The sequence below is a fragment of the Pseudomonas graminis genome, from assembly GCF_013201545.1.
Lineage (GTDB): Bacteria > Pseudomonadota > Gammaproteobacteria > Pseudomonadales > Pseudomonadaceae > Aquipseudomonas.
The window spans coordinates 3691717-3715100 of record NZ_CP053746.1 but is presented as its reverse complement, the minus strand read 5'-3'; the positions used below and the strand labels follow the sequence as shown (position 1 = coordinate 3715100).

Genomic DNA, 23384 nt, shown 5'->3' with positions numbered 1-23384 from the left:
CCGACGGCTCAGTCCGTCTTGATGACACCCGTCATCGCCGTATAACGAGTCTGAGGGTTCCTGAGCTTGTCGAGCACCTCATCCGGCGTGGACTCACGGAACACCACCATGTGCCCCACCTCTTCACCGCCTTCGGTGACACGCTCGATGTCGTTGATCATCCAGGTTTTCAGCTCTTCCACGCTGATGCCCAGTTGCTCGGCGACCTGACCGTGAAAGCGTTCTGTGTCGTATTGATTAAACTCGTCGTTGTTCATGGCCTTGGCCTCCTTTAGCGGGTGTAAGTCTGAGGCCGCAGGAGGCGCGCACAGTTCAGTCGGTTATGACCCACGGCGCCCAACGCCAGGATCAAAAAGGTCGTTAGCGCGAGCCTGGCCCGGCCATCCAGGGGCTGTACTCGAACGCAACCGCGCCTCTGGACACGCCGGTTTCATCCACGGAGAAACCCGGCATCTGCGCAAGGTCCAAGTGCTTGCATTGCTCGGCCAGTCGGCTTTGCAAGACGTTGTCGTAGGTGAAGGCCTCAGGGCGCTCGCGGTGGCGCTGGAGGTTGACGACGCACGCCTCGACCTTGCCCTGCCTGTTGGCCAGATACTCGAAAGTAACCACGCCGATGCTATCTGGCGGCGCTTTTAGCAGTGTCCGATCGGCAAAATAGCGGCTCTGCGCGTAGTGCTGATAAAGGGGCTGCATGGACAAGCGCTGGATATCATTCATGGGCATATAGATCAAAGGGGCGACGACTTCGACGTTGCCGTCTTTGTCTAACCGATCTGCGGGTACGACCGGGAACACAGCGCTCCAACACACCTTTTTTGAAAGGTCGGCAAGCGGTGCATTCGCCGTGGCAAGGCCCGTGGCCTGGGTTTCGCAGCTGAATACCTGATTGATGCGATTGATCTTGATGCGCAGGCGGACTTCACCCGTCAGGCCCTCGCTGTTGGCCTCAAGGGCTCTGTTTCCGAGAATGGACTGGAAACGTGCGACGAACGTGTGAAATTGCTGCTTTTTGATGTCTTCCGGGCTCGGGGCGGCTGGGGCAGCGGCAGGAGACGTCACCTGCCGGGACTGACAGGCCAGCAGCGCGCAGGCAACGCCGAGGATTGCGGTCAAGCGTAGCCAGGGAGAAATTGGGCGAATCAATGACAGGCGTGACACAGGGAGAGTAGACAACATTGATCATCCTTGAACGACAGAAAATAAAGCGCGCGAAGATACCGTTGCTCAGCGCAGTGCGTCCACAACATGCAGTCAAAATGAGGGCGCTCACACTGACCCCTTCCCGGCTAAAGCCGGTCCCACGAACAGCCATGCAGTCCCACTGGCACACCGCTTACTCATAGTGGGACCAGCTTCAGCCGGGAAAGCGTCGGCAATCACGCTGCAGAATTGATGGTGCTCACACTGGCCTCTTCCCGGCTGAAGCCGGTCCAACGAACAGCCATGCAGTCCCACTGGCACACCGCGTACTCATAGTGGGACCGGCTTTAGCCGGGAAAGCGTCGGCAGTCACGCTGCAGAATTGATGGCGTTCACACTGACCCCTTCCCGGCTAAATCCGGTCCCACGAACAGCCATGCAGTCCCACTGGCACACCGCGTACTCATAGTGGGACCGGCTTCAGCCGGGAAGGCGTCAGATGTCACGCTACAAAACAACGGACAGCCACGCCCAACCGGCAACTGACAAACCGACCTCCGCCTCCAGCCACTGGCATGCGACAATCACGCACCGAACACCGTCGGCCCTTTTACGGTCTGACGTCGAGACACTTGCGCGGATGAACCCGATGATCAATGCCCTCGTATTTTTCGCCACCGTGATCGGCATGGAGGGCTTTGCCGTGTTTGCGCACAAGTACATCATGCACGGCTGGGGCTGGGGCTGGCATAAGTCCCACCATGAGCCGAGAACCGGCTGGTTCGAGAAGAACGATCTGTATGCCGTGGTGTTCGCCGGTTTCGCCATCGTGCTGATCGCGCTCGGCACCCAGGGCGCGCACCCGCTGGAATGGATTGGCGCCGGGATGACCGCTTACGGCTTCCTGTATTTCATTGCCCACGACGGCCTGGTGCACAAGCGCTGGCCGTTCAAATACGTGCCGCGCAATGGCTACCTCAAGCGCCTGTACCAGGCGCATCTGATGCACCACGCGGTGTCGGGCAAAGAGCGTTGCGTGTCGTTCGGCTTTCTGTATGCGCCAAGCGTCACTCGATTGCGTGCCCAGCTTCGACGGCTGCACGACGGTCCGTTGCAGAAATCCGACGCGGACGTTGCCACAGGCTCGCAGGCCGCGCGGGCCACTGCCGACCACGAGTCACGCTAGCCTTCCACGCCCCCACCAACACCAGTCGCAGCTTGTCCAGCTTGCTGGTCGACACCCGCGAGTCCCACGCCCGTGCACCGCGCTGCCGGACCTTCACGCCGATCTCGCGATAGACGCAGCCCGCCGTCGCCACCGCCCAGGCCGATCGCCACGGCAACGCGGTCAGGCCCGCGTTGGCACTTTCGTAATACGGCTCTGCCATGTCCACCAACCGCTGGGCAAGCACGGCCACTTGCGGTCGATACTGCGGATCCGCGAGCCGAGCCCTGGGAATCCCCAACTCATCCAGCCAGTCACCCGGCAGATAGCAGCGGCCCACCGAGGCGTCTTCGACAATGTCCCGCGCGATGTTGGTCAGCTGAAACGCCAGACCCAGATCGCAGGCACGGTCGAGGGTTGCTTCGTCGCTCACACCCATGATCTGCGCCATCATCAAGCCGACGACGCCCGCAACGTGGTAGCAGTACTCCAGCGTGTCGTCGATGCGCCGATATTCGCGCTGACTGACGTCCATCGCAAAACCGTCCAGATGCTGCAGGGCATAACGCTGCTCGATGCCATGCCGCAGCACAACCTCCCTGAACGCCTCGAACGCCGGGCTGTGGGTGGGCGTGCCGGCGTACACGGCGTGGGTCTGGGCGATCAGCCGTTGCAGCCGCTCGGTGACCTCCTGCTGACTGACCACCTTCGCCGAATGCCCCGCTTCCTGTCCGTCAATGACGTCGTCGCAATGCCGACACCACGCATAGAGCATCACCGCGCTGCGCCGCGTGACCGGGTCAAACAGGCGTGACGCGGCCGCGAAGCTTTTCGAGCCGACTTCGATGCTCTGGGTGGCGTGGTCGAGCAGCGCCTGATCGGCCACGCTCATGAGTGCAGCTCCTCCAGCATCAGCCCGGCCGTGGCTTTGGCCGAACCGATGACGCCCGGCACGCCAGCGCCCGGGTGCGTGCCAGCGCCGACCAGATACAGATTGCTCAGGTTCGCGTCGCGGTTGTGGGGGCGGAACCACGCGCTCTGGCGCAGAATCGGCTCAAGGGAAAACGCCGAACCGAGGTGCGCGTTGAGCTCGCCCTTGAAGTCCTGCGGGGTGAAGATGCGGCTGGTGACCAGGTCCTCGCGCAGACCGGGCATGTAGTGCTTCTCCAGGTACTCGAAAATGCGATCGCGGTAACGCGGCCCCTCCACTTCCCAGTCGATATCGGCGTTGCCCAGGTGCGGCACCGGCGACAGCACGTAATGGCTGGAACAGCCCGGCGGCGCGAGGCTCGGGTCAGTGATGCAGGGCGCGTGCAGGTACAACGAGAAATCTTCGGCCAGCGCCGCGCCCTTGAAAATCTCCTGAATCAGCGCCTTGTAGCGGGGCCCGAAGCACACCGTGTGGTGCTGCAACTGAGGCTGCGGACGCTTGAGTCCGAAGTGGATGACGAACAGCGAATTGCTGAAGCGCTTGCCCTTCAATCGCGCCCCTTCCTTGACCCCGCGCGGATGGCCGCCGAGCAGTTCGGCGTAGGTGTGCATGACGTCGGCGTTGGAGGCCACGCAATCGGCGTTGATCTGCCGACCGTCCTTGAGCCGCACGCCGGTCACTCTCTGGCCACTGGTCTCAATACTGGCGACATCGGCGTTCAGCTCGAACTGCCCGCCGATGTCTTGGAACAGCTTGACCATGCCCTGCACCAGCGCGCCGGTCCCGCCCTTAGGAAACCACACGCCCCACTGACGTTCGAGAGCATGAATCAGTGTGTAAATGGAGGACGTCGCGAACGGGTTGCCGCCCACCAGCAGCGAGTGAAAGGAAAACGCCTGACGCAGTTTGTCGTTCTCGATGAACTGCGACACCATCGAATACACGCTGCGCCATGCCTGCAACTTCGCCAACTGCGGCCCGGCCTGAACCATGTCGCGGAAGGACAGAAACGGCACGGCGCCGAGCTTCAGGTAACCCTCTTGAAACACCGCTTTGGAGTACGCCAGGAAGCGCTGATAACCGGCGACGTCCTTGGGGTTCAGTGCGGCGATCTGAGTGTCCAGAGACTGCTGATCGTTGGCGTAATCGAACTTCGTCCCGTCTTCCCAGCACAGGCGATAGAACGGCGACACCGGCAGCAACTCGACGTAATCCTTGATGGATTTGCCGGCGGCGGTGAACAGCTCTTCGATGGCCGTCGGGTCGGTGATCACCGTCGGCCCCGCATCGAAGGTGAAACCCTCGTCTTCGTAGACGTAGGCGCGGCCGCCGGGCTTGTCGCGTTTCTCCAGCAGCGTCGTCTGCACGCCCGCCGCCTGAAGCCGGATGGCCAGGGCCAGGCCGCCAAAACCGGCGCCAATCACAATTGCGCTTTTTGCTTGAGTCATTTCAATTCTCGTTGTGCTTAGGCAGGTGATGCCTGGCCTGGTAATGCTTGGGCAGGTAACGGACAGCGGCTTTGACCGCCTCGTTGACCGGTACGGGCGGCTTGCCGGTCAGCACGCGCAGCTTGTCGGCCAGGGTGCTGCGGCCTGCGTAGAAACGGCTGATCAGGCCTTCGGACAGGCCATAGAACCGCTGCATCACTTGCCAGCGATTGGACGGTCGTCCGGCCAGAAACAGCATGCGGTTGAGCAGCCGATAGAAACGCTGGGATTGCCAGGCGTGCTGCGCGATGGCGCGAATGCCGACGTCCAGTGAGTCGGAATGGAGCGTTGGCTGAGCAGCAATCCACTCCGCCAGCCGCACGGCATGGGGCAGTGAATAGCCGGTAGTGCAATGAAACAGCCCGGCGCGCAAACCCGATCGCGGCTGGCCTGCAGCTTCGCGCCAGAACCCGGCAAAATCCCCGGCCAGGGTGATCGGCAACACGCCCTGCTCTTCGCGCAGGCACTCGGCGATTTCCCAGCCGTGAGCCCCGGCGTAATCAGTGATGTGCTGACGAAGCTGGTCAGAAGTAAATGAATGTTGGTCGACGTAATGGGTGTCCTCGATCAGCAAGGTGTCGGCTGAGAATGGCAGCACGTAGACGAAGCGGTAGCCCTCACTTTGCGCGACCCGGGCGTCCATGATGATCGGCGCGGTCAGGCCATGGGGCGCCTGCAAGCGCAGCAACTGTCCCAGGAACGCCTGCTGGCCCAACACCATGTGCGGCGTGGCCTGCACGCCGCGACCATCGATCACCGCGCGGGCCTCAAGCCGCTCGCCGCTGTCCAGCACGACGCCGTTCGGGGTGAGTTCGGTGATGCGTCGGCCGGTCAGCAGCGCGTCGCCCAATGCGGGCTCGATGACCTCGGCAAAGCGTTCCGACGTGATGCTGGCATAGCCACTGTTCAACCGTCGCGAGCGTTGCGGGAAGTGCACGTCATAGGTCGCCCAGCGCTGCACCACCAACGGCTGCAGCCATTGATGCTGCTCGGTGGTGAGGTCGCCTTCGTGAAAGGACCAGGTGTGGTTGCCGCCGAGGTGCGTCTGCTCTTCGATGCACAGCACGCGCAGCTCCGGCCGCTGCTGTTTGAGACGCCAGGCGATCAGCCCGTTGGCCAGCCCACCGCCGGCGAGAATCAGGTCATAGGTCATGGCACCAACCCCGCCAGCACCGGCTCACCCGTGCGCACCACGGCTTCGACAATGTCGGCAGCGCGGGACGTGCCGCCGGCCCGGGCCAGTTCCGTTGCGAGGCGATCAAAAGGCTCGGTGGACAACCCGCGCAGCTGCGTCAGCCTTTCGCGGATCTGCCCTGCCCCGGCGCCGCGACGCAGTTGCAGGCCAATCCCGGCGTGGGTAACCCGCGAAGCGACGCCCGGCTGATCAAACGCGATGGGCATGACCAGCATCGGCGTGCGCGCGACGATCGCGTCCATCACCGTATTCAGGCCGCCGTGGGTGACCACCGCATCAGCATGTTGCAGCGCCCATTGTTGCGGCGCGAAATCGGTCACCCAGGTCGCGCCGGCCTTGACCAGTCGCTGCTCTTGCCGGCGGTCGAGCCCACCGCAATGGGCGACTAGCAGTTGCGCATTCAGCTGTCGGCTGGCCGTGGCGATGCGCTTGAACATGTCATAGCGACTGCCCTGCAGCGTGCCGAGGCTGGCAAAGATGAAGGGCCGGCTCGGGTCAATCGGCCATTCGCCCCGTTGTTCGGTTTGAGCCTCCCGCAGTGGCCCGACCGCGTGAAAATTCGCGGGCGGATGCTGTCGGGGGAAATCGAAACCCGGGATGGTCTGACTGATCTGCGCATAGGGCGAGAGGCATTCATGCAGCCCGTCGCGGGGCTCGATGGCCAGGCGGCGTGAAGCCTCGCGCAGCACCTTGCTCAACGGTCCCATCAACCAGTCGTACACCTTGCGGCTGCCTTCGAAGATATGCAGACTGCGCTCATCGGTGGCGTAGGCAAAGGGCATCACCGGCAGCGGCAGTTGTGGCTCGCGGTTGACCGGCAAGGCGCAGGCCACCGAGACGTACGGCAAGCCCAGCCCTTCGGCGACCATCCCGCCGGCCGCCTCCATTTGATCGCAAAGCAGGGCCTCAATCTGCCGCAGCGCCAGCGCCGACGGCAGCTCGGCGCAGAGCATGCGCGTGGTGTCGCACAGGTCGCGGATCACCCGGCGCAGGCGCAACGGATTGTTCGAACAGGCAGCACGGCGCAACGCTGCTTCGAGGCTGCCCGGCGGATGACTAAGGGCGCCGAGGGCATGGAAGCCGAGGCGCGGATCGGTCAGCCAGCGGCGTGCATCGGCCTGCTGGAAAAACGTGACCTGATGACCCCGGTCGATCAACGTTCCGGCCAGGGCCTGAAACGCCTGAAAGTGGCTGTAGAACGCCGGTGCCACGACGGCGAAATGCGTCATGACAGCAACGACTGCAGAGTGTTGGGCGCCAGCAAACGGGCACTGCGCAACGCGCGAAGATCAGCCGAACCGGTGCAGAAACAGGCGATACGCAGCTGGCGGATAACGATGTCGAAATGTTCGATGACGGCAGCGGTGGACAGCGTTGCGTTACGCAGCACGCCCGCCGCCTGACCCACAACATCCGCGCCCAGCCGAATCGCCTTGGCCACGTCGATGCCATTATGAATGCCGCCGGAGGCAATCAGCGGCGTGTCCGGCAACGCCTGACGAACCATGGCCAGGCTGACGGCGGTCGGGATGCCCCACTGAGCGAAGGCCATGGCGACTTCACGATCCGCCGGGTTCTCTGCGCGCTCGGCCTCGACGGCGGCCCAACTGGTGCCGCCAAGGCCGGCGATGTCCAGCACCTGCACACCGGCATTCACCAGCGCCAGCGCAACATCGGCAGACAGGCCCGCGCCCACTTCCTTGACCACCACCGGCACGCCGACACTGAGCACCACACGGTGGATGGCGTCGAGAATGCCCTCCCAGCGCCGGTCGCCGCCGGCCTGAACCGCTTCCTGCAAGGGGTTCAAATGAATGATCAACGCATTGGCCTGAAGCATGTCAACCGCTCGGCGGGCCATGTCCAGGCCGTCAGGCTCGATCAGCTGCGCTGCCCCGATATTGCCCAGCAGCGCGATGTCCGGCGCCAGACGCCGCAGTTCGCGAGTCAGGCCCTGATCACCGCCGCTCTGCAGGGCTACCCGCTGGGAGCCGACGCCCATGGCGATGCCCAACTCCTGGGCAGCTTCGGCCAGATGACGGTTGATCGCGGTGGCCCGGTCGGCCCCGCCGGTCATGGAACTGATGAGCAGCGGCGCGCGCAACGCAATGCCCAGCAGCGAGCCGCTCACGTCAACGTCGTCCAGATTCAACTCTGGCAGCGCGCAGTGTTCGAAGCGGATGTCGTCCAGTCCGGAGAAGGAAGAACGCACGCTGGCGCGCCTGTCCAGCACGATATCGAGGTGATCGTCTTTTCGACGACCCATATCGCTGTGAGTCATACTCGCTCCATGCAGCTGAATTATTGAACCGGCTATACGGTCTTCTGCAGACGCAATCTTGTACAAAACCGATTTTCCTGTACAACTTTGCCGTATCTTGAGGCATTTAGAAACAGCAGTCGTTCCGTGACGACCGGTCTCGCAAGCCGAACCGCTCCGCGATGAACAGTATTACCGCTAAAGCATAGGGAAAGACCGATGGCAGGTAACGTCGACACAACAATCAAATCGGGCTTTGCCGGGCGACTGGGAGACGTCCGGGCGGCCATCGAAGCGCGGCTCTCGGAGCTTCTGCCCGAATCCGGCAACGAGCGTGATCTGGTGGCGCTGGCCATGCGCGAATCGACGTTGGCGCCGGGCAAGCGCATGCGCCCGGTGCTGTTGGTGCTTGCTGCCGAGGGGCTGGTCGAGGACGGCCGTGAAAACAGCCGCACGATCAGGCGCCAGGCCGTGGACCTGGGCTGCGCTGTCGAAATGATCCACGCCGCGTCGCTGGTGCTTGACGACATGCCCTGCATGGACAACGCAGCGCTGCGGCGCGGTCAGCCCACGGTCCACCTGAAGTTTGGTGAAGACGTGGCGGTTCTGACTGCCATCGCCCTGCTCAGCCGGGCGTTCGGTGTCGTTGCCACCATCAGTGATCTGGCCGCCACTACTCGTACCGAGTTGGTCGAAGTGCTGGCCAACACCGTTGGCATGCAAGGTCTGGTGCGCGGACAGTTCCAGGACTTGCGCGACGGCCAGCGCAGCCGTAACGCGGACGAGATCGCTTTAACCAATAACTTGAAAACCGGCGTGCTGTTCGGCGCGATCATGGACATGGTCTGGCTGATCAGCGGCGCGCGGGAGGATCAGCGGCCGCTGTTGCAGAACTTCGCCATGGAGCTGGGCCAGGCCTTCCAGATGTACGACGATCTGCGCGACCGCTGCGCCGACAGTGACAAGGATCAAGGCAAGGACGACGGCAAATCCACCTTCGTTTCGCTGTACGGCGAGGACAAGGTCAAGCGGCAACTGGCCCTGCACCTGTCCAGCGCCGAGCAGGCCCTGCGTGAGGTCTACGGCGACGACTCGACCATCGCCGGCTACCTGCGGCTGATCTTCGAGAAAGCCGCGCTCAACGGCTAGCGGACTGCGAACCCAGTTTTGCAATGGCCTGCTTGAGTTGTTCGCCGTCGGAAAAGCGCTCCTGACGCACGACCGCGCCGTTTTTCAGCGTCAGCCACTGCACCGTGTCGCGGTCGCCGTCGTAGGCCGAGGCGACCCGGGCGTCGCGGTCGAGCAGGATGCGGTATTTGGCCGAACGCATGGCGGGCACTGCCACCATTTTCACCAGCGAGGGCATCTTCTCGATGTCCGCCACATAAACGACGTGGCGCTGCTCCAGATACCCCTCGGGACCCTCTTCGAGGGCGGCGTTGACCATCTTCGCCGCCGACATGCTGCGGGCGATCAACAACACCTGGGCCTGGTCGTCCAGCGTGTAGGCCTTGTCGAATTGATCCAGCAGCGTCCACCTGGCTACCGGCTGGGGTGCGTCCTGGGCGAAGGCGTTGAGACTGAGAAACAGAGCGAGGGCCGCAAATTGCCGCATGGTTTAAATCCCTTTAGCAGGAGAGTTTGGACAAAAACAAGCGTCGAGGATAAGGGCTGGAGTGCCTGCCCGAATCTGCCTTTCTGGCGCCCATGATGGCTCAACACATGAAGCGTGCGCCAATTTACCAGCAAGCGGTTAAAGCGGTTCGCCTGTTATGGGTTTTGCAGGTGATTTATCCCCTGTAACCCTATAGGCTCGGCACCTTTCGCGCCCATCGCTATTTTCCGGACACTCAATGAACCTTCAGCAGCGCAACAACGTGCACGTCATGGGTGAAGGCCGGGCGACCCTGATTTTTTCCCATGGCTTTGGTTGCGATCAGGCCATGTGGCGCTTGCTCACCCCCCATTACGCTGACCGCTTCAACGTCGTGCTCTACGATCTTGTGGGGGCGGGCAATTCGGCGATCGAGGCTTACGACCGGGACAAATACGCCACGCTGAACGGGTACGCCCACGACCTCACCGAACTCATCCACGAATTTGCCACCGGGCCGGTGATCATCGTCGGCCATTCGGTCAGCGCAATGATTGGCGTATTGGCGGACCGCCAGACCCCGGGGCTCATCGCCGCCCACGTGATGATCGGCCCCTCCCCTTGCTACGTTGACTCCGGCGACTACATCGGCGGTTTTTCCGAAGAGGACGTGCATTCGCTGCTCGATACGCTGGACAGCAATTACCTCGGCTGGTCGAGCACCATGGCCCCGGTGATCATGGGCGCACCGGGTCAACCGGCGCTTGGCGAAGAACTGACCAACAGCTTTTGCCGCACCGATCCGGAGATCGCCAAGCAGTTTGCCCGGGTCACGTTCCTCTCGGACAACCGCAGGGACGTTGACGGCCTGACCACGCCGACGCTGATCCTGCAATCCACCGATGACATGATCGCCCCCGTTGCCGTGGGTGAATACCTGCGTGCTGCGTTGCCGAACAGCACGCTGAGTCTGGTGGACAACGTCGGGCACTGTCCGCACCTGAGTGCGCCGGCGGCCTGTTCAGACTCGATGGATGACTTCCTCAGGCCGTGGGCGACCGTCCGTGGCGAGTGACGTCGTCGCAGCGCCGGACCTCGTCGAGCTGTTCGAAGGCGCCCCTTGCGGGCTGGTCGTCACCGACGAAGACGGGCGCATTCTGCGCGCCAATCGCACCTTCTGTGACTGGCTGGGCTACACCGACGCCGAGTTGAGCGGCATGCCTTTCCAGAATCTGCTCACGGTCGGCGGGCGCATTTTCCACCAGACCCACTGGGCGCCATTGATGCGCTTGCAGGGCTCGGTGGCGGAGGTGAAATTAAGCATCGTTCACCGCGACCGTCGCCAGATCATCATGCTGCTCAATGGCGTGCGCCGGGAGCATGAAGGCAAGGTCTACAACGAGCTGGCCTTTTTCGGCACCGCTGACCGAGACAAATACGAGCGCGAATTGCTCAAGGCGCGCAAGGCGGCGGAGGACCTGCTGCAGGAAAAAATCGCCGCCGAGGCCGCGTTGCGTCTGGCTCAGGCGGAACTCAGCGAGGCTTACGAAACCGCTCAACGGCGCGCGACGTTTGCCGAGCAGATGGTGGCGATCGTCAGTCACGACCTGAAAAACCCCCTCACCGGGATCAAAATGGCCACCGACCTGCTCGCTCGTGGTCAACGCACGGCGCAGGAAAGCCGACTGTTGCAGCACGTCGGGGATTCGGTGCAGCGCGCCACCCGGATGATCGCCGACCTGCTCGATCTGACAGTCATTCGGGTCGGGCGCGGCATCAGCGTCAACCCTATAGAGGTCGACCTGCGCACCTTCATCGGCCATTGCGTTGATGAACTGCGCGTCGCCTTCCCGGGTGCTGAGCTGGGGCACCGCTCCAACGGCAGCGGGCTGGTGGCCCTGGATAACGACCGTCTGTTTCAGGTGATCGGCAATCTCACGGCAAACAGCGTGGCGTATGGGGACAATGCCAGACCCGTGACCATTACCTCTGCGCTGGACGTCGGGACGGTGTCGATTAGCGTGCACAACTTCGGCCCGGTCATTCCCGAGGCTCAACGCACCCGCCTCTTCGAGCCGCTGACCCGCGGCGCGGACGTCCATGCGGACCTGCGCAGCGTGGGTCTGGGGCTGTTCATCGTCCGCGAAATCGCCCGGGCCCATGGTGGTGATGTATCCGTGGTGTCCGACGCGGTGGAAGGCACGACCTTCACGGTGAGGCTGCCGCGGCGTGCAGGTGAAGCGTCTCTTCCCGGCTGAAGCCAGTCCCACTAATCGATCGCGTACCCCCAGTGGGACTGGCAAACCTCGACTGTAGGACTGGCTTCAGCCGGGAAGGCGTCGGCTCACACTGCAGAATTGATAGTGTTCACACTGGCCTCTTCCCGGCTGAAGCCGGTCCCACTAATCGACCGCGTACCCCCAGTGGGACTGGCGAACCTCTCTTCCCGGCTGAAGCCGGTCCCGCTGAAAACCAATCAGTGCCTGGGCATGAGTGCCGCAACCGCTTCGATCTCGATCAACATTCCGTCCAGCGCCAGGCGCGGGACCGGGATCAGTGTGCACACCGGCTTCATATTGCCGGCCCATGCGAGATCGGCCTGCTCGACCCACGCGCGCAGCCGTTCTTCTGAGTGATCAACCATCAGCAGCGTCAGCTTGAAGAGATGGTGAAGGTCGGCCCCGCGAGATTGCAGGGCGGTGCGGACGTTGGCGATGGCTTGCGCTGCCTGATTGGCAAAGACAGGTGACAGTTGGCCTTGAGCATCCTCCCCGCCTTGCCCCGCGATGAACAGCCACTCGGCGCCTGGGGCAACGACGGCGAGGTGGGAATACGCATTAGGGGCGGGATCGTACAAGCCTTGTGGGTTGTACAACGTGAAGGGAGCAGCGGGGGTTTGCGTCATGGCGGTGATCCTGAACGTGAGGGCGCCCAGTCTCGAACCTCCACCTAAGTGGAGGTCAAGCAGGCGCTGACGTTTGAATCAATTCTCCAGCGCATACCGCCGGCAATGCTCCAGATAGCCCTGCTCGTGGCTGCCGACCAAATGCACGACGTTGCTCCACAGCCAAGACGGCGCATCCAGGGTCTGCGAGCGGTTGAGCTGCAGGTCGCGCATCCACGAGGTGCGCGTGGCGAGGTCCATCTGCCGGGCGTGTGCCAGACCGACGACGCGGGCCAGGTAACCGGCCGCTTTCATGGCTTCGCGTTCGCTCAGTTGATCGAGCTCAAGCTTCATGTCCTGGGGCAGGAGCTCGCGAACGAAGAAGCCATGATCGAGCATGCGCGTCGCAAGCATGCGGTTGCCGAGGCCCGGAGACAGATGCCGGGCGCCTTCCACCACGCGTTTGCCGTTGTCCCGGGGCATGCCCGCGCGAGGGGTGCGCGGTGCGGCGGCAGCGACGGCTTCCTTGACGTCGAGCAGGCAATATTCCTGATCTTCGTCATCGCCCACGCTCAACAGGACCGCATAACGCAGCAGGCCCAGCGAGCTACAGCCCTTGACCCAGTAAGCGCAGTCGAGCATCTCCACGCGATCATCCTTCGAACGGCCTTTGAGCGAAGTGACCAGCGCATGAATCTCCGGCGTCGAGCACAGGTCTTTCAGGCCATGACGCTCGTCGCGGGACAACGACCAGAAATGCTTGCCCAGGGGAATGGTCGGCCGCGTGTCTTCAATGCGCTCCTGAGCAAGGTGCTTCCAGGTCCGCTGCACCGCGCTGCGCATGCCCGCCTTCACCTGCGCCGGGCGCGCGGGCTCCTCATCGGCGCCGTCTTCGAACGCCAGCTCATAACCCTGCATCATCTCTTCGAGCATTCTCGCGGTGGCGACGCCCGGCAGGTCGGAACCCCGGGCAGCGGTGGCCAGAGACAGCGCCAGCCGAACCAGGTCATGGGCCGGATTGCCAATCACCGTCTGATCCAGATCGCGGATGTGAATGTCGATGCGACCCTTCGAATCGCCGGTCGGGCCGAGGTTGCCCGCATGACAGTCGCCACAGATCCACACCGGCGGACCGCTGGGCAGACGCCGGCCCGATTGACTGTGCAGCCATTCGTAAAACTGCACCGTGCTGCCGCGTACATACGCATGGGCCGAGCGGGCCATCTTCAGATTACGTAATTCATTGAGCGGCTTGATACGGGCGGTGGGTCGAGGGGTCTTCATGAAGAATTCTTTGCAGGGAGATGTAGCGTTGACTCACCACGAAGGGAAATGTTGCGGAATGTTTCACGATTTGGGATGACGCGTTGTGATGACAGAAATGATCCACCTCCGCCGACTGCCCCTTAGAACACAAACCCATGCCCCAACTCGCCCTCCATCCACTCGAGAAAGCGCCGCACCCGGGGAAATCCGGAGTGCGCTTTCGGGAATACCAGATGATGAGCCGCGACCGGGGCTGACAGCGCTTCGGGCGCCACCTCGACCAGCGCTCCGCTTGCCAGGTATTTCTGCGCCAGCAACGTGCTTTCGAGTGCAAAACCCAGGCCGTGGCTGGCGGCCTCGAGCGTCATGTACGAGCGGTCAAAACTCAGCGCGTAAGGTTTTTCCGGGCGCGCCAGACCATGCTGGGCAAACCAGGCGGGCCAGCGCAGCAGCGTGGCTTCCGAGAGAATCAAATCGCGGTCCAGCAAGTCGGAGGCCTGAGCGACCGCACGCTGGCCGACGAGCTTGGGTGAAGCCAGTACGGCGAAGGTTTCGTTGCGCACCGTCCGCACTTCGAAGCTCGGCCAGTTGGGCTCGCCGTGGCGAATGTCGACGTCGATTTTGTCGCGACTGAAATGCAGCGACTCATAGGAACACGACAGATTGATCTGAATGTCGGGGTGGCTCAGGCGGAAGGCCTCCAGTCGCGGCATCAACCAGAGCAGCCCGAAGCTGGGCGAGGAATGCAGCCGCAGGCAGTCGAGGCTGACGTCGCTGCCCGCCCGCTCCGTGGCGATGGCCAGGCTGTGCAGCAACCCGGAAATATCCTTCAGGTACTGCTCGCCCACCGGCGTCAGCGTGACCCCGCGCGCCGCACGCACAAACAGCTGGCGGCCAATCATCGCTTCCAGCCTGGCGAGTTGATGGCTGACTGCCGAGGGCGTCAGGTCCAGCACTTCCGCCGCCCGGGCGACGTTGCCAAAGCGCGCGGTCTGCTCGAAGGCCTGAATGGCTTTCAGCGGTGGCACGCTGGCAGGTGCTTCGTCGATACGCCTCATGGGCCGGCTCCGGGTGAGTTCTTGTTATGTCGGGAGCCGACATTCAATCACCCCGAACGAGGCGTGACGAGTGCTGAATTTTTTTCAGCATCCAATGACTTTTGCGTCATTGCTCGACCCTTGCACGGAGCACAAGCTGATCCGGCCAGAGACTTCGGACAGCGAAAAGGTTCGCTTCCCGCTGATCCAGCCCATAACAATAATCACACGAGATCACGCCCATGCTCCTTCAAGGCAAAATCGCAATCATCACCGGCGCCGCCTCCGCTCGCGGTATCGGTCGCGCCACCGCTGCCACCTTCGCTCAACACGGCGCCCGCGTGGTCATCTTCGACCTCGACGAATCCGCCGCCCGCGACGCCGCCGCTTCCCTGGGCGAAGGTCACCTGGGCCTCGCCGCCAACGTCGCCGACGAAGCGCAGGTCAAACAAGCCGTCGCGCGGGTCATCGAACACTTCGGCCGCATCGACGTGTTGATCAACAACGCCGGCATCACCCAGCCCCTCAAGACCCTCGACATTCGCCCCGGCGACTACGACAAAGTGCTCGACGTCAGCCTGCGCGGCACCTTGCAGATGTCCCAGGCGGTGATTCCGCTGATGCGCGAGCAAAAGGCTGGCAGCATCGTCTGCATGTCGTCAGTGTCGGCGCAACGTGGCGGCGGCATTTTCGGCGGGCCACACTACAGCGCAGCAAAAGCCGGCGTACTGGGCCTGGCCAAAGCGATGGCGCGGGAGCTGGGGCCGGACAACGTGCGCGTGAACTCCATCGCGCCGGGCCTGATTCACACCGACATCACCGGCGGCCTGATGCAGGACGAGCGCCGCCACGCGATCATCGACGGCATTCCTCTGGGTCGCCTGGGCGCGGCGCAGGATGTCGCCAACGCCGCACTGTTTCTGGCCAGCGACCTGTCGTCCTACCTGACCGGCATCACCCTGGACGTGAACGGCGGCATGCTCATCCATTGATGCCTTCTGCGCCGGCCAAGGCCGCCGGCGCTGTTCTGAATCGACGTTTCAGCCGCAGCTGACCATAAAAACAAGAGATCAGACCATCATGACTACCCTCTCACTGGATGCGGTCGTTTCCGTCCGCACCAATGCCTACCGCAAAACCGCGTGGCGGCTGATGCCGTTTCTGATGCTGTGCTACCTGTGCGCTTACCTGGACCGGGTGAATGTCGGCTTCGCCAAGCTGCAGATGATGAACGATCTGGCCCTGAGCGAAGCGGTGTACGGGCTCGGCGCCGGCATGTTCTTCCTCGGCTATTTTCTGTGCGAGGTGCCGAGCAACCTGATCCTGCATCGGGTCGGCGCTCGCCGCTGGATCGCCCGCATCATGATTTCCTGGGGCATCATCTCCGCCCTCTTCGCTTTCGTTGAAACCGCCTGGCAGTTTTATGGCCTGCGCTTTCTGCTGGGCATCGCCGAAGCCGGTCTCGCACCGGGCCTGCTGCTCTATCTGACCTACTGGTTTCCGTCTTACCGCCGGGCGCGAATGACTGTGCTGTGGTTCATCGCCATCCCGCTGTCGGGAATGATCGGCGGGCCGCTGTCCGGGCTCATCATGACCCAGTTCGCCGGCGTGCATGGCTGGGCCGGCTGGCAGTGGATGTTTGTCATCGAAGCCATTCCCACCCTGATCGTCGGGCTGCTGGTGCTGAGTTACCTCAAGGACGGCGTGCACCAGGCTACCTGGCTCAACGATGAGGAAAAGGAGCTGGTCAACAAGGAGCTTGCCGAGGACAACAGCCAGAAAGTCACCCACGCGTCAGTCGGGGAGTTCATTCGTGATCGGCGCCTGTGGCTGCTGGCGTGCATCTATTTCTGCGTGGTCATGGGTCAGTACGCGATCACCTTCTGGCTGCCGACGCTGATCCGCAACGCCGGCGTCGCCGACCCGCTGCACATCGGCCTGCTGACCAGCCTGCCGTACATGTGCGCCATCGCGGCCATGCTGTTGATGGGCCGCAGCGGCGACAAGCACCGCGAGCGGCGCTGGCACCTGGTGGCCCCGATGATCGCCGGCGCCATTGGCCTGTCGCTGGCGGCGTTGCTGGGGGGCAATTTGCTGCTGTCGGTGCTCAGCCTGTGCCTCGCCGCCTCCGGTGTGCTCTCGGCATCGTCACTGTTCTGGATGCTCCCGACCACGCTGCTGGGCGGGGTTTCCGCCGCCGCAGGGATCGCCGGCATCAACAGCTTCGCCAACCTCGCCGGCTTCTGCTCGCCGTACCTGATCGGCTGGATCACCACCGCAACTGGCTCAAGCGCCATCGGCATGTACCTGATCACCGGCGTGTTGTGCATCGGCGCCCTGCTGGTGCTGCGCATCCCCGCCGCGTCCGTCAATCGCTAATTAAAGGAGCCACTCACATGAACATCAGTCCATCAGGTCACGCCGCTTTGTCGCTGGCCCAGCGCGCCTTCAACATTCGCCGCCACGCCCTGCGCATGGGGCAGGTTCAGGGCCAGGGTTATGTCGGTCAGGCGCTGGGCGCGGCCGATCTGCTCGCGGTGTCCTATTTCCATGCCTTGCGCTATCAGCCGCAGGACCCCGAATGGGAAGATCGCGACCGTTTTTACCTGTCCATCGGTCACTACGCCATCGCGCTTTACGCCGCGTTGATCGAAGCCGAGATCATTCCGCTCGACGAGCTGGAAACCTACGGCTCCGATGACAGCCGTCTGCCCATGTCGGGCATGGCTGCTTACACACCGGGCATGGAAATCACCGGCGGCTCGCTGGGACACGGACTGGGCATTGCCGTCGGCGCGTGTCTGGGCCTCAAGCGCAAGCACTCCGCCTCGTTCGTTTACAACTTGCTCTCGGACGGCGAGCTGAACGAAGGCTCGACCTGGGAAGCGGCGATGTCGGCTTCCCACTGGAAGCTGGACAACCTCATCGCGATCATCGACGTGAACAACCAGCAGGCCGACGGCCATTCCAGCGAAGTGCTGGCGTTCGAACCCATCGTTGACCGCTGGCAGGCCTTCGGCTGGTTCACCCAGCGTGTCGACGGCAATGACATCGACGCCCTGGTCAGCGCCTTTGACGCCGCGCGCAACCACACCGGGGCGCAACCTCGGGTGATCATCTGCGACACCAAAATGGGCAAAGGCGTCGACTTTCTGGAGACCCGCGAGAAAACCCACTTCATTCGCGTCGATGAGAACGAGTGGGATCTGGCACTGGACAATTTGCAACTCGGGAGAACGGCATGAGCGCACTGACCCACAACGAGCCCGGCAAGAAACGTCTGACGACGTCGGCGATGATTGCTTCCATTGCGTCCGAAGGCCAGGCCACACGCCCGGCGCCATTCGGCCACGCGCTGGCGGCCCTCGCCGAGCAACGCGCGGACATCGTCGGGCTCTCCGCCGACCTGTCGAAATACACCGATCTGCACATTTTCGCCAAGGCTCACCCGGAGCGCTTCTACCAGATGGGCATGGCCGAGCAGTTGCTGATGAGCGCAGCGGCCGGCATGGCCCGCGAAGGCTTCGTCCCCTTCGCCACCACCTACGCGGTGTTCGCGTCCCGTCGGGCCTATGACTTTATCTGCATGGCCATCGCCGAAGAAAACCTCAACGTCAAGATCGTCTGCGGATTGCCCGGCCTGACCACTGGATATGGCCCGAGCCATCAGGCGACCGATGATCTGGCGATCTTCCGCGCCATGCCCAACCTGATGATCGTCGACCCTTGCGACGCGCTGGAAATCGAACAGGCGGTGCCGGCCATCGCCGCCCATCAAGGCCCGGTGTACATGCGCCTGTTGCGCGGTAATGTCCCGCTGGTGCTCGACGAATACGGCTACACCTTCGAGATCGGCAAGGCCAAGACCCTGCGCACCGGCAACGATGTGCTGATCATCTCCACGGGACTGATGACCATGCGCGCGCTGGAAGCGGCGAAGGCACTGCAAGCCGACGGCGTGGACGTGGCAGTGCTGCACGTGCCGACCATCAAGCCGCTGGACGAGCAGACCCTTCTCGCCGAAGCGCGCAAACCCGGGCGGTTGGTGGTGACGGCGGAAAACCATTCCATCATCGGTGGGCTGGGTGAAGCGGTGGCGACGGTGCTCTTGCGCAACGGCGTGACGCCGACGTTCCGGCAGATCGCCCTGCCCGACGCCTTCCTCGACGCCGGCGCACTGCCGACACTGCATGATCGCTACGGGATTTCCACCCCGGCGGTGTGCGCGCGTATCAAGGCGTGGTTGTAAGCGCAGAACAGGGGGGCTCTTCGAGTCCCCCCTCTTCGCCAAGGAGATTATGGGTGGACCCCGACCAACTGCTGGATCCCGAGTACCACTTCTTTCGCGACGAGGTGTCCAGCGAATGGACGCTGAGCCATCTCGCCGACATTCGCACACGTATCCACGCCACCTTCAAACCCGCCGGACTTGCTCGCGGTGAACAGCACTGGGTCAGTCAGCCCGCAGCCGCCCACAAACTGCGGCTCTGTGTCTACCGCCCCGAGCGGGAGGCCGAGACCCAGGACCTCCCGGCGATCCTCTATGTGCACGGTGGAGGTTTTGTGCTGGGTTGCCCGGAAATGGCCGACGACTACGTGGCGGATCTGGCGATTGAGTTGGGCGCTGTGATCGTCGCCGTCGATTATCGGCTCGCGCCCGAGCATCCGTTTCCCGCGCCGCTGGAGGACTGCTATCGCGGACTTGAATGGCTTCACCGAGATCATGCTGCGCTGAGGGTCGATCCTGGCCGCATCGCAATCATGGGCCACAGCGCGGGCGGCGGACTTGCTGCGGCGCTGACCCTGCTCGCCCGGGACCGTGGCGAGATTTCCGTCGCCGGCTCGGTGCTCATTTATCCCATGCTCGACCCTCGCACCGGCACCGCCGATGCACCCGTGCAAAACCCCGGCACCGGTACGTTCAGCTGGTCACGGGAGGCCAACCAATTCTGCTGGCAGTGCTACCGCGGCGAGTACCTCTGCAACGATGAGCGGGCGGCGCTGTTTTCTCCCGCGCTGGCCACTGACCTCAGCCACCTGCCGCCGAGCTTCATCGCTGTCGGTGCGTTGGACCTGTTTGTGGATGAAGACATGGCCTACGCGGGCCATCTCTCTCGCAGCGGCGTGCCCGTCGAGCTGCACGTTTATCCCGGCGTGCCGCACATGTTCGATCTGCACCCGGGCGGCGTGACAGAGCAGTGCAAGACGGATGTCGTGCGCGCGCTGGGGAAAATGCTGGGGCGATGATCCGTCCTGCGGGGCGGTTTTCTAAAGCAACGCGCTCAAATCCAGCTCGTCCTGGGGCACCGGCATCGAGAAGTAGTAGCCCTGGGCCTGGCCCGCGCCCATGTCCCGCAACAGTTCCAGGGTCGCGGCGTCTTCCACGCCCTCCGCCACCACCGTCAGCCCCAGGGACTCCGCCATGCGCACAATGGCGCGAACGATGGCCCGGCTGCGGGAACTGGTGGTCAGTTCGAGGGTGAACGACTTGTCGATTTTCAGGCCGCTGAAGTGGTACTGGTGCACGTAACTGAGGGATGAAAAACCTGCACCGAAGTCATCCAGGACCACCGACACGCCGTTGTCGGCCAGATGCTTCATGGCCTGACGCGCCAGCTCGGGCTCGGCCACCAGCGCGCCTTCGGTGAGTTCCAGGCAAATGCGCGACGGCGCCACGCCGTGCTGGCTCAGCAAACCCAGGACTTCGCTGGAAAATTCCGGGCGGGTGATGCTGTAGCTGGAACAATTGACGTGGACCGTGGGCCAGTGCGCGTGGTCGGGATTGGCGAGGATCACCACCACTTGCTGCAGCATGTAGAGGTCCAGCCGGCCGATCAGGCGCAGGCCTTCCAGCGCCGGCAGAAACTGCCCCGGCGCGACGATCCGGCCATCGGCCTGACGCCAGCGGATCAACGCTTCAAGGGCCAGTATCCGGCCGCTGGCCACGTCGATGATCGGCTGGAAATACGGCAGCAGTTCGTCGGTGCGCTTGAGGGCGTTGCGCAGCGCGGTCTCCTGCTCCATCTGGTCGGACACCTCGCGGCGCACTTCCTGGTTGAATACCGCGTAACTGTCGCGCCCGGCATTCTTGACCCGGTACATGGCCGTATCGGCATCCCGCAACAGGTCGGCCGGCTCGCTGTGAAACTGCAGGTCGGCGCCGACAACGCCGATACTGCACGACGAAAATACTGCGTGGCCGTCGATGAAGAACGGCACGTCGAAGGCCAGCAGAATGCGCTCGGCGATGGCCACGGTGACGTCCGGCGGCGCCGCGTAGGCCAGCACCGCGAATTCATCGCCGCCCAGCCGCGCCAGCAAATCGTTGTCGCGCATGCAATGGCGCAACCGTTCGGCGGCCTGCACCAGCAACAGATCCCCAGAGTGATGACCAAGGCTGTCGTTGACCATCTTGAAGCGGTCAAGGTCAATGAACATCACCGCCAGATCCTCGCCCCGCTCGCAGAAATCCTGCCACGCGCCTTTGAGCCGCTGCTGCAGATAGCTGCGGTTGGGCAGCCCGGTCAGCGCGTCGTGGGCGTTTTCGTGTTGCAGCTTGGCGTTGGCGTAGTCCAGCTCCCGGGTACGGTCCTGAACCCGCGCTTCCAGGCGCAGATTGGCCGTGTGAATGGCCTCGGCGGCACTGCGCCGGGACAACGCGGTGTCGATGTGGCGAGAAACGAAGGTCAGCAGTTCCTGATCCCGCAGGGAATAGCTGACGTGGGAAGAATAGCTCTGCACCGCCAGTACACCGCGCACCACGTCGCCATCGAACAACGGAATGCCCAGCCATGAGCTGGAGCGGTTGACCTCGTTCTGCAGGGTGATCTCGCCGATGCTTTCCAGCCAGCGCGCCTCGGCACCGTCGATCAGGCACGGCCGGCGCTGGCGGATGACGTATTCGGTAAAGCCGCGCTCGCCACGGCGCGGGTCGGGGCGTCGGGTCAGGCGCTCGTCCACGTAATACGGGAAGGTCACCTCGGCGGTGGCATCGTCGAACAGCGCAATGTAGAAGTTAAGAGCAAACAGCAGCTCGCCGACGATGCCGTGCAGGCTTTTGAACAGGTCGGCCATGTCGCCGGGCTGGCTCGACAGCTCGGTGATCTGGAACAGCGCACTCTGCAAGTGCTCGGCGCGTTCACGATCGGCCACTTCATTGCGCAGGGCGTCATTGAGGCGAGACAGCTCAAGGGTTCGGCGGGCGACGGTTTCTTCCAGTTGCGCGCGGTGCAGAATACGGTCCAGAGCCATGGCCACATGACGGGCCACCACCAGAAACAGCTCTTGATCCTCGACGCTGTAGACCCGCTCGACGTCATAGACCTGCATCGCCAGCATGCCGAACACGTCGTCGGAAGCGTTTTTCAGCGGCGCCCCCATCCAGAATTCCGGGCGATGGCCCACGCAATGAAAGCGGTCCAGCGCCCGCGCCCGCTCGATCCCGGCAGCATCGACGAACAGCGCTTGCTCGGTCGTCAGCACATAACCGGTCATGGACAGCCGCTCGGGATCGAGAAACTCGTAGGTTTCCGCTTCGAGGGCATCGAGGTCGGTGATGTCGATGTAATACGGGTAAGTGATTTTGCCGCTGTGGCTTTCGTACAGCGCCAGGTAGAAGTTTTCCGCGTCGATCAGGGTCGAGAGCTGTTTGTGCACGCCCTGCAAAAATGCCGCGCGGTCACGGGTCGAGCTGGCCAGGTAGGTGATTTCATAGAGCACCCGCTGGGTCGCCTGGGCCCGCGCCAGCGCGTCGGTTTGCAGGCGCAGGCCGAGACGTCCTGCCAGCTCGGCGAAAAATGGATCGTTTGAATAGGCATCCGGCATTAACAGCCAGCCCAGGGCTGACTCGCCATGGCCGGTCACCCAGCGCTGCAGATGATGCTGGCGGCAGTAGCCGTCGAATTCTTCACGGGGTATCAAGGTCGGCCAGTCCGTGGCGGAACAGCCTTGCCCCAGCAAGTGCATTTGCTGGCCGGCACGATAAGCGGCCCAGCTCAACGTCGGCGCGGTCTGCCGGGCGGTGCGCAGCAAGGCGTCCAGCGAACTCTCCCCGGTCAACCCACCCATGGCCAGCGCACTATTATCGTCGGGTGCAGAGATCCGCTCGTCGGCAATCGGCGTGTACCCGCTGGGGGTAAGAAGTGGGGAATTCATAGGCGCTCCATTGCCAGCGTCGGACTGAGCTATCTTCATGGGGTGTGACGGAAGGTTGCAAGCGGGATATTCGCATTTGCGGTCTATTCGCGACGAAAAATCCGAATTCCACGACATTTGTTGGAATTACCCGCCGTACGGCCCTATAGCGGCCTGCAAATTGAAAGATTTAACCCGGCACTCTGTTTAAACAGTCCGCTTCACACAGCGCGTCAAACAGCCCGGCACTGACGGTTTCATGCTTACGCATTGACCTTTGTGCGCCCTCGCC

21 protein-coding genes are annotated in these 23384 nt (G+C 63.0%); 9 read left to right on the top strand and 12 right to left on the bottom strand.

All coding sequences use genetic code 11. The features are described from left to right. Window positions 1-8: 8 nt before the first annotated feature. Together FX982_RS16545 and FX982_RS16540 are read right to left on the bottom strand one after the other, a co-directional pair. Window positions 9-257 (bottom strand): hypothetical protein, encoded by a 249-nt coding sequence (locus tag FX982_RS16545; RefSeq protein WP_172611674.1) that lies wholly within the window; start codon window positions 255-257, stop codon window positions 9-11. Window positions 258-360: 103 nt separating this feature from the next. Further along, window positions 361-1176, bottom strand: coding sequence for a hypothetical protein (locus FX982_RS16540; RefSeq protein WP_172611673.1), 816 nt, complete (start codon window positions 1174-1176; stop codon window positions 361-363). Window positions 1177-1780: 604 nt separating this feature from the next. Here FX982_RS16540 and FX982_RS16535 point away from each other — a divergent pair. Further along, entirely contained in the window at window positions 1781-2326 is a 546-nt protein-coding gene (locus tag FX982_RS16535) for a sterol desaturase family protein (RefSeq protein WP_172613080.1), read from the top strand. Here FX982_RS16535 and crtB read toward each other — a convergent pair. Genes crtB through fni form a run of 5 tightly spaced genes read right to left on the bottom strand, consistent with a single transcriptional unit; the run spans window position 2208 to window position 8199 of the window. Continuing rightward, window positions 2208-3197 carry a 15-cis-phytoene synthase CrtB gene (gene crtB / locus FX982_RS16530; protein ID WP_172611672.1) on the bottom strand — a complete coding sequence of 330 codons (990 nt, stop codon included), beginning with the start codon at window positions 3195-3197 and terminating at the stop codon, window positions 2208-2210. The genes FX982_RS16535 and crtB overlap by 119 nt on opposite strands. Beyond that, a complete protein-coding gene (locus FX982_RS16525) occupies window positions 3194-4684 on the bottom strand; it encodes a phytoene desaturase (protein ID WP_172611671.1) in 1491 nt (496 codons plus the stop codon). The genes crtB and FX982_RS16525 overlap by 4 nt, the downstream gene beginning before the upstream one ends. Window position 4685: 1 nt before the next feature. Further along, complete coding sequence (gene crtY / locus FX982_RS16520; protein WP_172611670.1) at window positions 4686-5876, bottom strand: lycopene beta-cyclase CrtY; 1191 nt, start codon at window positions 5874-5876, stop codon at window positions 4686-4688. Further along, the gene (locus FX982_RS16515; RefSeq protein ID WP_172611669.1) at window positions 5873-7147 is read right to left on the bottom strand and encodes a glycosyltransferase; all 1275 of its coding nucleotides are present in this window, start codon (window positions 7145-7147) and stop codon (window positions 5873-5875) included. The genes crtY and FX982_RS16515 overlap by 4 nt, the downstream gene beginning before the upstream one ends. After that, on the bottom strand, window positions 7144-8199 hold the full coding sequence (gene fni / locus FX982_RS16510) for a type 2 isopentenyl-diphosphate Delta-isomerase (protein WP_172611668.1): 1056 nt from the start codon (window positions 8197-8199) through the stop codon (window positions 7144-7146). Before fni ends, FX982_RS16515 begins: the two co-directional genes overlap by 4 nt. A 198-nt stretch (window positions 8200-8397) precedes the next feature. On the opposite strand from fni, the gene FX982_RS16505 reads away from it, so the two are divergent. Next, window positions 8398-9327, top strand: a complete 930-nt coding sequence (locus FX982_RS16505; RefSeq protein WP_172611667.1) for a polyprenyl synthetase family protein — start codon at window positions 8398-8400, stop codon at window positions 9325-9327. On the opposite strand, the gene FX982_RS16500 is transcribed toward FX982_RS16505, so the two are convergent. After that, window positions 9317-9793, bottom strand: coding sequence for a hypothetical protein (locus tag FX982_RS16500; protein ID WP_172611666.1), 477 nt, complete (start codon window positions 9791-9793; stop codon window positions 9317-9319). The genes FX982_RS16505 and FX982_RS16500 overlap by 11 nt on opposite strands. A gap of 238 nt (window positions 9794-10031) precedes the next feature. On the opposite strand from FX982_RS16500, the gene FX982_RS16495 reads away from it, so the two are divergent. Then, window positions 10032-10847 (top strand): alpha/beta fold hydrolase, encoded by an 816-nt coding sequence (locus tag FX982_RS16495; protein WP_172611665.1) that lies wholly within the window; start codon window positions 10032-10034, stop codon window positions 10845-10847. Then, complete coding sequence (locus tag FX982_RS16490; protein ID WP_254074809.1) at window positions 10837-12030, top strand: PAS domain-containing sensor histidine kinase; 1194 nt, start codon at window positions 10837-10839, stop codon at window positions 12028-12030. Before FX982_RS16495 ends, FX982_RS16490 begins: the two co-directional genes overlap by 11 nt. A gap of 218 nt (window positions 12031-12248) precedes the next feature. Here the strand turns inward: FX982_RS16490 and FX982_RS16485 are convergent, their stop codons facing one another. The 3 genes from FX982_RS16485 to FX982_RS16475 form a co-directional block, all read right to left on the bottom strand. Continuing rightward, window positions 12249-12677: a RidA family protein gene (locus FX982_RS16485; protein WP_172611663.1), complete on the bottom strand. Its 429-nt coding sequence runs from the start codon at window positions 12675-12677 to the stop codon at window positions 12249-12251. Between the two features lie 78 nt (window positions 12678-12755). Then, on the bottom strand, window positions 12756-13940 hold the full coding sequence (locus FX982_RS16480) for a DUF2252 domain-containing protein (RefSeq protein WP_172611662.1): 1185 nt from the start codon (window positions 13938-13940) through the stop codon (window positions 12756-12758). Window positions 13941-14062: 122 nt separating this feature from the next. Next, a complete protein-coding gene (locus FX982_RS16475) occupies window positions 14063-14980 on the bottom strand; it encodes a LysR substrate-binding domain-containing protein (protein ID WP_172611661.1) in 918 nt (305 codons plus the stop codon). Between the two features lie 221 nt (window positions 14981-15201). On the opposite strand from FX982_RS16475, the gene FX982_RS16470 reads away from it, so the two are divergent. The 5 genes from FX982_RS16470 to FX982_RS16450 all read left to right on the top strand — a co-directional run bounded on the left by FX982_RS16470 (window position 15202) and on the right by FX982_RS16450 (window position 20206). Further along, window positions 15202-15951 carry an SDR family NAD(P)-dependent oxidoreductase gene (locus FX982_RS16470; RefSeq protein WP_172611660.1) on the top strand — a complete coding sequence of 250 codons (750 nt, stop codon included), beginning with the start codon at window positions 15202-15204 and terminating at the stop codon, window positions 15949-15951. Between the two features lie 88 nt (window positions 15952-16039). Beyond that, window positions 16040-17338 carry an MFS transporter gene (locus FX982_RS16465; RefSeq protein ID WP_205902615.1) on the top strand — a complete coding sequence of 433 codons (1299 nt, stop codon included), beginning with the start codon at window positions 16040-16042 and terminating at the stop codon, window positions 17336-17338. Between the two features lie 17 nt (window positions 17339-17355). After that, window positions 17356-18204, top strand: coding sequence for a transketolase (locus tag FX982_RS16460; RefSeq protein ID WP_108121776.1), 849 nt, complete (start codon window positions 17356-17358; stop codon window positions 18202-18204). Beyond that, window positions 18201-19208, top strand: a complete 1008-nt coding sequence (locus FX982_RS16455; protein ID WP_074884811.1) for a transketolase family protein — start codon at window positions 18201-18203, stop codon at window positions 19206-19208. Before FX982_RS16460 ends, FX982_RS16455 begins: the two co-directional genes overlap by 4 nt. Window positions 19209-19261: 53 nt before the next feature. Beyond that, a complete protein-coding gene (locus FX982_RS16450; protein ID WP_172611659.1) occupies window positions 19262-20206 on the top strand; it encodes an alpha/beta hydrolase in 945 nt (314 codons plus the stop codon). 21 nt (window positions 20207-20227) lie between these two features. Here FX982_RS16450 and FX982_RS16445 read toward each other — a convergent pair whose 3' ends face one another. Next, window positions 20228-23113: a sensor domain-containing phosphodiesterase gene (locus tag FX982_RS16445; RefSeq protein WP_172611658.1), complete on the bottom strand. Its 2886-nt coding sequence runs from the start codon at window positions 23111-23113 to the stop codon at window positions 20228-20230. Between the last annotated feature and the right edge of the window lie 271 nt (window positions 23114-23384).